We start from the raw sequence: 8,274 nt of genomic DNA, 5'->3' as shown, positions 1-8,274 counted from the left end.
CCACCCCGTCCGCCCGCAGCGGCAGCAGCGCCTCACCGGCCCGCACGACGCAACCGGCGCAGCCGAGGCAGTCCGCCACGCCGGCCCCGGCCGCCGCGCCGGTGCTGTCGCTGCGTCCGACCAGCGTCCAGGAGTACTGCGCGAACGGCGAGTGGCCGAACACCCTGGTGGTCCGCAACAGCGGCGGCGGCACCCTGGAATGGTCGGTCGGTCAGCTGCCGCCCGGGGTCACCGTCAGCCAGGGCGAGGGCTCCCTCGCCGCCGGTGCCTCGCAGGTGATCACGCTGGGCGGTCGGGCCGAGCAGCAGCCCCCGAACGGCCGGTTCACGATCGGCTTCTCCGGCAACGGCGGCAGCGGCCGGGTGACCGTCAACTGCGCCTGACGGGCCACGGACCGGTCAGGGCTCCGGAAAGGGCTCGTGGACGCCGAGCGCGGGGGCGATCGCCCGCCGGATCGTCTCCCGCGCCGCGGCGAGGTCCACCCGGGGATCGCCGAGCATCAGACGGATGCCGAGCCCGTCGCACAGGGCCAGGACCAGGGTGCTGAGCGCGGCGACGTCGCAGTCGGCGAACTCCCGGACTCGATGCCCCGCTCCACGGCGCCGCCGACCCACGCGTGCAGCTGGTCGTACAGGTCGACCGCCAGATGGCGGGCCGCGGTGTCGCGCTGGGCACGCACCCACAGCTCCTGCCAGAGCTTCCAGTCCTGGCGCAGCTCCGCGTCCGTCGGCAGCATGCTCCGCCCACCCGGTGGACCCCCGGCGACGTCATGGCCGTCGGCCCCCGCCACGGCACCCACGAACCCCCCTTCTACGTCTGCGGATCCGACCAGTGGGTGGCCGGCTACACGGAAGGCGCCGTACGCACCGGACGCGAGGCCGCGAAGGGAGGCGCTGCGCCGTGGCTGACACCGTGAACCCCGTGAACACGGCGAACAGGTTGCACACCGTGCACAACCACATCGCCGGTGAAGACCGGCCCGCGGCCTGGGGCGCGACGACGCACCTGGTCGACCCCGCCACCGGCCGGGTGCACGGCCGCGCCCCGTGCTCCGACCGGGCCGATGTCGACGCCGCCTGCGCCGCGGCCAAGGCGGCGTACGCGCACTGGTCCACGACCACCCCGGCCGTGCGTCAGCGCGCCCTGCTGGGCATCGCCGAAGCCCTCGAAGAGGCCCCGGTCCTGGTCCACGACGACGTGGACGTCGAGGCGACCGCCGCCGCCCTGGCCGACGTCGCCTACCACAACGCCGGCCAGGACTGCCTGCACCGCACCCACCCGCTTCCTGGTCCACCGCCGGATCCACGACGCCTTCCTCACCGCCTTCGCGGCAGCGGCGGCCACGCTGCGCACGGGCTCCCCGTACGAGCCGGCCCGTCGTGGCGGGGGTCCGCCAGGACGACGAGACCGCCGCGGGCCGGTCCGACGCAGGGGCGTCGCGCGCCGGACCCTCAGTGGTGGCGGATCTCCGGCAGCGGGTCGCGGGCCAGGACCTCCGCCACGGCCGGCGGGAGGGGCGGGCCGCTCAGGCGGGGCTGGCCGGGGCCCGTGACCGCGGCCCAGACCACCCGCGGGCCGAGGAGGGTGCCGGCGCCGGAGCGGAGCGTCATGACCTCGGTGAGCGCGGTGGTGGCGGTGTGGTTGCCGGTGGCGGTGTGGATCAGCCGGTTGATGTACCGCTGGGCGAGGCCGTCCAGCGCGGTGGGGGACTTGCCCGTGCAGCCGGGGAGGTGGAGGTCGCCACCGCTCGCCAGCAGCCATGCGGCCGCGGCCGGGCGGGCCAGGGCGCGCTGGGCACGGCGGGTGAACCCGGGGGAGTCGATCCTCCCGGCGGCCTTCGCCGCGGTGTCGCGCACCGCCAGGGCGCCCTGGGCCGCCACCGAGAGGCCGTGCCCGTACACCGGGTTGAGGGCGCAGGCGGCGTCGCCGAGGACGAGGAACCCGGCCGGCAGCCGCATCTTCTCGTAGCGGAACCGGCGGTTGGTCGTGGACCGCGTCAGGACCACGTCGGACAGGGGCTCGGCGCGGGCGATCAGATCGGCGACCAGGGGGCTGCGCAGCCCGCGCGCGAACGGCTCGAAGTCCGCGTTCCTGGCGGTGGGGTTGCCCCCGCGGCTCCCGCAGACGCTGACCAGCCACTCGTCGTTCTCGACGGGCAGGACCGTCCCGAAGCGGCCCGGCCCGCCCAGCCGCGCATCGGCCTGAATGGTGACCACGGGCCAGCCCTTGGTCGGGGCGGGCGCCCTGTAGCGGCGGGTGGCGTAGGCGACGCCCGGATCGATGGTCTCGGACGCCGCGGGCGGCAGCCCGAGCGCGGCGAGCCAGTGGGAGGCGCGCGAGCCGCGCCCGGTGGCGTCGACGACCACGCACGCCGGGACCTCGGTGTGCGTGCCGTCGGCGTGCCGGATCCGGGCGCCGTGCACCCGGGCCGCGCTGCCGACCAGGGCGGTGGGCTGGGCCCCGTACAGGAAGCGGACGTTCGGGTGGGCGGCCAGCAGCCGGGAGCGCACGCCGGCGTCGAGGAGGGGCCGGCTCGCGGCGATGAGGTAGTGGGACTCCGGCCACAGCCGGTACCAGCCGCCGGGCGACAGGGCGACCATCGCCGCCGGTACGGGCACCCGGTTGGCCCCGGCCCCGAGCCATGCGGCGGTGGTGCCCGGCAGCAGGGCCTCGATGGCGTCGGCGCCGCCGGACCACAGCATGTGGGCGTGCTGCGCCTGGGGGAGTCCGCGGCGCGCGGCGCGGGTGCCGCCTGCGGGGTCCGGGGCGCCCGCCGGTTCCGGGGCGTCCTGTTCGACGAGGAGTACCTCGTCCGCGTACGGGGCGAGCGCGGCGGCGGCCAGCAGCCCGGCCGGTCCTGCACCCAGCACGAGGACGGTCCGCGGGGCGGGTGCGGAGCCGCCGCGGCGGGGCGGCACGGGAGGCGGGTTCGTGGACATGAGGCTAGCTGCTCCCGGAGCGCGATCCGGCACCGAGGGGCTCGCCGGGTGTGTCGAGCCGGGCGAAGTGGGCGCCGAGCCGCCCGAACCACTCGTGGCCGGTCCCGCCGACGTGGAGGCGGACGTGCAGGTCCGCGCCGGTCGAGGCGTCCTCGCCGGTGCCGCTCCGCTGCCGCTCCCCCCGGGCCCGCAGTGCCGCCCGCACCATGCGGGCGTCGGCCGCGATGTCCACCTCGTGCGCGGCGCAGCCGGCGGCCGCCGCCTGCTCCTCCCACCGGGGGCGGTGCGCCGGGTCGATGTACGGGGAGAGGTCGTGGATGCCGTCGGCGACCTGCGTGGCCCGCTGGGTCGCGCGCAGCTCGATCCCGGACCACCACGGCAGCCGGATCGTGCTGGAGCGGGCCTCGGGATGGGCGTACAGGGCCCGCCACAGCGGATACATCCGTCGGTAGGACCGCCAGGCCCGCCAGGTCTCCTCCAGCCGCGGCCCGACCAGCGGCATGAGGAACCCGCAGGTGCCGAGGCCCGCCCCGATGCTGCCGACGGGAGGGGCGACGCTGGTGCTGAGCACGTCCAGATCGCCGTCCAGCCAGCGGGCGGCGACGGCGATGCCCTTCAGCACTCCGAAGGCGAGGTTGAAGGCGAACCCGGTGACCAGGGTGCGCAGGCCGTAGCGGACCCAGCCCGAGGAGACCTCGGCCGCCCACCGCCAGCAGGTGACGCTGACGACGGTGGCGGTCGCGGTGTGCGCGAGCAGGTACCACACGATCATCTCGCGGATGCAGGGCGTGTTGGCGTAGTAGGTGTCGAAGTCGCGCCGGCGCTCCACGGGCGCGTCGCCCAGCGCGAAGAGCGCGGCCAGGATCGCGGCGGCCGCGACGGTCCCCAGGATCCAGCCGAGCACGTGCCGGCGCACCGTCTCGGCCGGGCCGCCGCGCCAGTGGATGATGAGGACGAGCGAGGCGCAGGAGAAACCGAGGACGATGCAGTAGACGAGTGGCGCGCTGAAGTTCGGCACGCCCGTCAGCCGGTTGACGCGTGCGACGACGGGCGGCGCCGCGAAGAACCAGCCGGTGGCCCCCATGGCGATGAGCGCGCAGACCGACCGCACCATGGGCGAGCGCCAGCCCTGTACGAGCGCAGGCAGGCGCGCCGCCAGGGCGAGGCCCATGGCGGTGGCCGGTATGAAGTAGTCCCCTCCCCGCATCAGCAGCCGCCACGCCGCCCGAAGTTCGGGCCGGTGCCCCTGCTGACCCGTCCTGTTTTGGACAGGGGGACGTCGGGGTTGTCCATGGTCTCGGCCAGGCCCCCGTGCCCGTCTCTCAAAGACCCTCCAGGCGTGTGCGAAGGGGTGTGTCTCGGGTCGGGACATGCCGACGACCTGCGAGGCAACTAGATCACGGAATCGATCGTTGATGCAATCAATCGTTGGCCGACGCAAGGGTCTTGGGACCTGTACGTCTGTGTGCTGCGGGCGCGTTCGTGCCGATTCGTGCGAAATGGCGATGCGGAGGTTTGGCCGAAAACCTGAGGGTCTTCCGGTAGGTCCGGCCCGCGCTCGCGCCGCCCCGTCTGTGACACCTCCTTGGTGCCGTCTTGACGCTGCCCCGCAAGATCGCGTACTCATTCACTATGAAGCAGGTAAACAACTCGCAGGAGCTGGCCCGGGACGCGGACGGGCTCCTCTACGACCCCCAAGTCCGCGCAACCATGGCCGAGTTCGCCGCCGACGGCAACACGATGCGACTGGAGGCGGCCGCCGCCGCCCGTGCCGCACACAAGGCCGTCGAACGACTCCGCTCCCACGGCTCGGAGGGCCGCGGGCTCAGCGCCGGCGCCCTGGACGTCCTGGTCAGGCTCCGCACCGTCGGCGATGCCGGGGCCAACCCGGGCGAGCTGGCCCGGGCCGCCGGGATGAGCCCGCGCAACGCCACGGGTCTCGTCGACACCCTGGAGAAGGAGGGCTTCGTCCGCAGGGGCCCCGACCCCGCCGACCGCCGGTCCGTCCTCGCCCGCATCACGCCCGCCGGTCTGGCCTGGCTCGAGGCGTTCCGTGCGCCGACCCACCGCGCGATGGCCGCGGTGTTCCACGGCTTCACCGACACCGAGCTCGACCAGCTCCGCCACCTGTGCCTGCGGCTCGTGGAGAACCAGCAGCGCATCGCAGCCCACCTCGCCGCAGCCGAAGGAGACTCCACTCCATGACCACGAACCCGCAGGCGGGCCGCGCCGCCGCCCGTGCCGTCGTGCAGGCCTACCACGAGGCCCGCTTCCGCGGCGACGTGTCCGCGGCCGCGGCCACCCTGGGCGAGCCGTTCCGCTTCAGCAGCCCGCTCATGGCCTCCGACAGCGCCCACGACCACCTCGCCGGCCTGGAGGCGTTCCTGCAGATCGTCACCGGCGTCGAGATGGTCAGCGAGCTGTACGGGGACACCGAGGCGACCTTGGTGTACGACGTCCACACCGCCGTCCCCGCGATCGGCACCCAGCGCACCGCCGAGCACTTCCACCTGACCGGGGGCCGGATCGGCGCCATCCGCCTGATCTTCGACGCCACCCCCTGGCATGCCGTCATGCAGGCCGCGGCCGCCGCCCAGGCCTGACGGGCGCCGGGCGCCGCGGAACACCCCAGGCATATCTTCCGGCCGCGCCTTCAGCCGGCCGACCGCCTCCGGTTGGGCCGGCACCCGACCGCAGGCGAGCTCCTGGTCGAGGGCGAAACCGTCCAACAACTCAGTTGCCGATACCGGCTCATGCCGTGTCTCGTCTGCGTCGTCGCGCCCCAAGGCCCCCTTCCCGAGGGGGACTTGCCGGCCGCGCGGACCGGTCCAAGGCTCAACTACCCCTGCTCGCCATCACCTTCCCGCAGTCGGTCCGTTACGGGTGGTTGTGGGCAGCCGTGGCTGAATTTCCCCGGTGTCCGCCGGTGTTGTACCGGAACACCGTTCTGCACCTGGCATGATCTGCCTTCACGTTACCTGTCGGTAGCGTAACTTCCCCCCAACTGAAGGTCTTACGCACGTGCGCATGCTCGCCAGACGCCTCCTCCTGCCCGGAATCACCACACTGGCGCTCGCCGCCACCGGCTGCTCGTCGACGACGCAGACCGGTGCCGCGGAGCCCGCAGCCCCCGCCGCACTCGCCCCCGCCGCCGACGGCAGCCGGCAGCTCGAAGTGGCCGCGGCCCCCCAGGACGGCCCCGCATCCACCGAGGTGGCCCGCGTCGGCACCGGCAAGGGCGGCCCCGAGAAGGCCTCGCTGAAGGTCGCCTCGTACGACCAGGCGAGCGGCCGGGCCGTCATAGCCAAGGCCTCCCCGGCCCCCTCCTCGTCCTCTTCTTCTTCCTCCCGCTCGTCCGCTTCCCCCACACCGAGCAAGTCCGCGTCCGCGGACAAGCCCGTCGCCGTCGGCGACGTCATCGCCAGCGGGCCGGCCCCCGGCGCCCCCAACGGCCTCCTGGCGAAGGTCACCGAGGTCGTCGGGAAGAACGACCGCGGCACCGAGGTCAAGACCGCGGCCACGCCCCTGTCCTCGGTCCTGAAGGACGACAAGGCCAACGGCAAGGTCGCCGTCGACCCCGCGTCCGTCACGGTCGAGCCCCTGATGAAGGGCGTCACCTTCTCCTGGGCCAAGAGCCAGGGCGTGCGCTTCGGCCCCGAGGGCGCCAAGCTGCCCCTCGGCAACCTCCGGCTCGACGTGAACGCACCGATCGAGACCGCCCCGGACGCCCCCGTCTCGGCCGGCGCCTCCGTCTCCGGCTTCGTCCAGCTCGCCCCCACGGTGGAGTTCTCCTACGACGGCTCCGGCGGCTCCGGCCCGCGCTCGGCCTTCCTCGGCATGAGCGGCGACTGGTCCTCGCAGTGGAGCCTCAAGGGCCACGCCGCCGCGACCACGGGTTCCCCGAAGCGGCTGCCGTTCGCGAAGCTGCACAGCGCCCCGGTCATCCAGGTGGGCCCGGTTCCGGTCGTCGTCAACCTCGACCTGACCTGCTACGTCCAGGTGGAGGCCGACGGCCGCGTCACCCTCGAGGTCTCGCAGGACGTCAAGGGTGACTTCCGTGTCGGCGGCAGCTACGCCACCGGCAAGGGCTGGACCCCGGTCAGCACCTCGGCCGTGCAGAGCTCGCCGGTGAAGGCGAGCGTCACCGCCACCGGCCGCGTCAAGGGCGCCCTCGGCGCCGAGGCCTCCGTCGGCCTGTACGGGGCCGTCGGCGTCACCGCGGACTTCGCCCCGTACGTGCGCGGCGAGGCGGACGCCAAGGCCTCCGCCTCGACCGACGGAAAGACCTCGGTCAGCGGTGCGTGGGCCGTCTACGGCGGCTTCGACCTGAGCGGCAACCTGCAGCTGCAGCTGTCCCTGTTCGGCACGCCGCTCTTCGAGCGCCGCATCCCGCTCGGTTCCCTGAACCGCGAGTGGCCCCTGGCCAGCGGCAAGGTCTGACACCGGGCGCGGCCTGTCACGCCGCGTCCCCTCGCCCCCGCCCCGCCCCCGCCTCCGCCGGCACCGATCCGGCCGCCGGCGGGGGCGGGGTGCTTTCCGGCGGTGCCGCGTTAACCCTCCCCGATGCCTTCCTTAAGCGGGCCTCAAGATCCTGGCCCGGCGCCTCGAACTGCCGTTTTGTCCGGTTCCGGATCGCTAGCGTGCTGCCCCGTCCCCCCATCCCCGCACCGATGAGGCAGGCAGCCACTCATGTCCCGCAACTCCCACCGCCGCAAGGCGACCGGCCCGGCCAAGGCAGCCGGCGCACTGGCCCTCGCGGCCGCCGTCGGCGGTATCGCCATCACCCTCACCGGCACCGCCCAGGCCGCCTCCGTGGGCGCCGCCTTCACCAAGTCCAGCAACTGGAGCACCGGTTACACCGGGCAGTACGTCATCACCAACAACGGCGACAAGCCGCTGGCCGACTGGACCCTGGAGTTCGACCTCCCCGCCGGGACCGCCCTGTCCTCGCTGTGGAACGGCGAACAGACCGTCAACGGCAGCCACGTCACCGTCAAGCCGCCCCGCTGGGCCGGCACCGGACTGGCCGCAGGGGCCTCCACCACCATCGGCTTCGTCACCTCCGCGACGCAGGGCACGCCGGGCAACCCCACCGGCTGCCTCATCAACAAGGTCAAGTGCTCGGCCGGCTCCGGGCCCGCCCCGCAGCCCACCGGCCGCCCGACCACCGCGCCCACGGCCGCGCCCACCCCCACGTCCTCCGCCGCGCCGACCGCCTCGGCCGCGCCGACCTCGCCCGCGCAGAGCTGGACGCTGCCGTCGGTTTCGGAGGCGGCGATGGTACGGCCGTCACCGCTGATGGAGACGGACGTGACCTGGTGGTCGCTGATCGTCA

General features: G+C 74.1%; 8 protein-coding genes and 2 pseudogenes. 7 read left to right on the top strand and 3 right to left on the bottom strand.

All coding sequences use genetic code 11. The annotated features are described in order from the left end of the window. Positions 1-383, top strand: a 383-nt coding sequence (locus AB0F11_RS36710; RefSeq protein ID WP_362183798.1) for a hypothetical protein, incomplete at its 5' end; no start/stop codon positions are given. Positions 384-398: 15 nt separating this feature from the next. On the opposite strand, the pseudogene AB0F11_RS36705 reads toward AB0F11_RS36710, so the two are convergent. After that, a pseudogene (locus AB0F11_RS36705) lies at positions 399-736 on the bottom strand (TetR family transcriptional regulator C-terminal domain-containing protein). A gap of 14 nt (positions 737-750) precedes the next feature. On the opposite strand from AB0F11_RS36705, the pseudogene AB0F11_RS36700 reads away from it, so the two are divergent. Next, positions 751-1,113, top strand: a pseudogene (locus tag AB0F11_RS36700) (hypothetical protein); the annotation flags it as partial. Beyond that, positions 1,064-1,552, top strand: coding sequence for an aldehyde dehydrogenase family protein (locus AB0F11_RS36695; RefSeq protein WP_362183795.1), 489 nt, complete (start codon positions 1,064-1,066; stop codon positions 1,550-1,552). The pseudogene AB0F11_RS36700 and the gene AB0F11_RS36695, both read left to right, overlap by 50 nt. On the opposite strand, the gene AB0F11_RS36690 is transcribed toward AB0F11_RS36695, so the two are convergent. After that, positions 1,452-2,939 carry a pyridine nucleotide-disulfide oxidoreductase gene (locus tag AB0F11_RS36690; RefSeq protein WP_362183792.1) on the bottom strand — a complete coding sequence of 496 codons (1,488 nt, stop codon included), beginning with the start codon at positions 2,937-2,939 and terminating at the stop codon, positions 1,452-1,454. The two genes, AB0F11_RS36695 and AB0F11_RS36690, sit on opposite strands and share 101 nt — an antisense overlap. A gap of 4 nt (positions 2,940-2,943) precedes the next feature. Continuing rightward, complete coding sequence (locus AB0F11_RS36685; protein WP_362183789.1) at positions 2,944-4,146, bottom strand: MAB_1171c family putative transporter; 1,203 nt, start codon at positions 4,144-4,146, stop codon at positions 2,944-2,946. A 425-nt stretch (positions 4,147-4,571) separates the two neighbouring features. Here AB0F11_RS36685 and AB0F11_RS36680 point away from each other — a divergent pair, with 425 nt between their 5' ends. The 4 genes from AB0F11_RS36680 to AB0F11_RS36665 form a co-directional block, all read left to right on the top strand. Further along, positions 4,572-5,144 carry a MarR family transcriptional regulator gene (locus AB0F11_RS36680; RefSeq protein WP_362183786.1) on the top strand — a complete coding sequence of 191 codons (573 nt, stop codon included), beginning with the start codon at positions 4,572-4,574 and terminating at the stop codon, positions 5,142-5,144. After that, entirely contained in the window at positions 5,141-5,542 is a 402-nt protein-coding gene (locus tag AB0F11_RS36675) for a hypothetical protein (RefSeq protein WP_362183783.1), read from the top strand. Before AB0F11_RS36680 ends, AB0F11_RS36675 begins: the two co-directional genes overlap by 4 nt. A 418-nt stretch (positions 5,543-5,960) precedes the next feature. After that, on the top strand, positions 5,961-7,379 hold the full coding sequence (locus AB0F11_RS36670; RefSeq protein WP_362183780.1) for a hypothetical protein: 1,419 nt from the start codon (positions 5,961-5,963) through the stop codon (positions 7,377-7,379). A gap of 249 nt (positions 7,380-7,628) precedes the next feature. Further along, on the top strand, positions 7,629-8,274 hold a 646-nt coding region (locus AB0F11_RS36665; RefSeq protein WP_362183777.1), incomplete at its 3' end, for a cellulose binding domain-containing protein.

It is taken from the genome of Streptomyces sp. NPDC032472 (genome assembly GCF_040636955.1).
Classification (GTDB): Bacteria; Actinomycetota; Actinomycetes; order Streptomycetales; family Streptomycetaceae; genus Streptomyces.
Note: the sequence above shows the minus strand (reverse complement) of the source record. Positions and strands in the feature narration are given on the sequence as shown.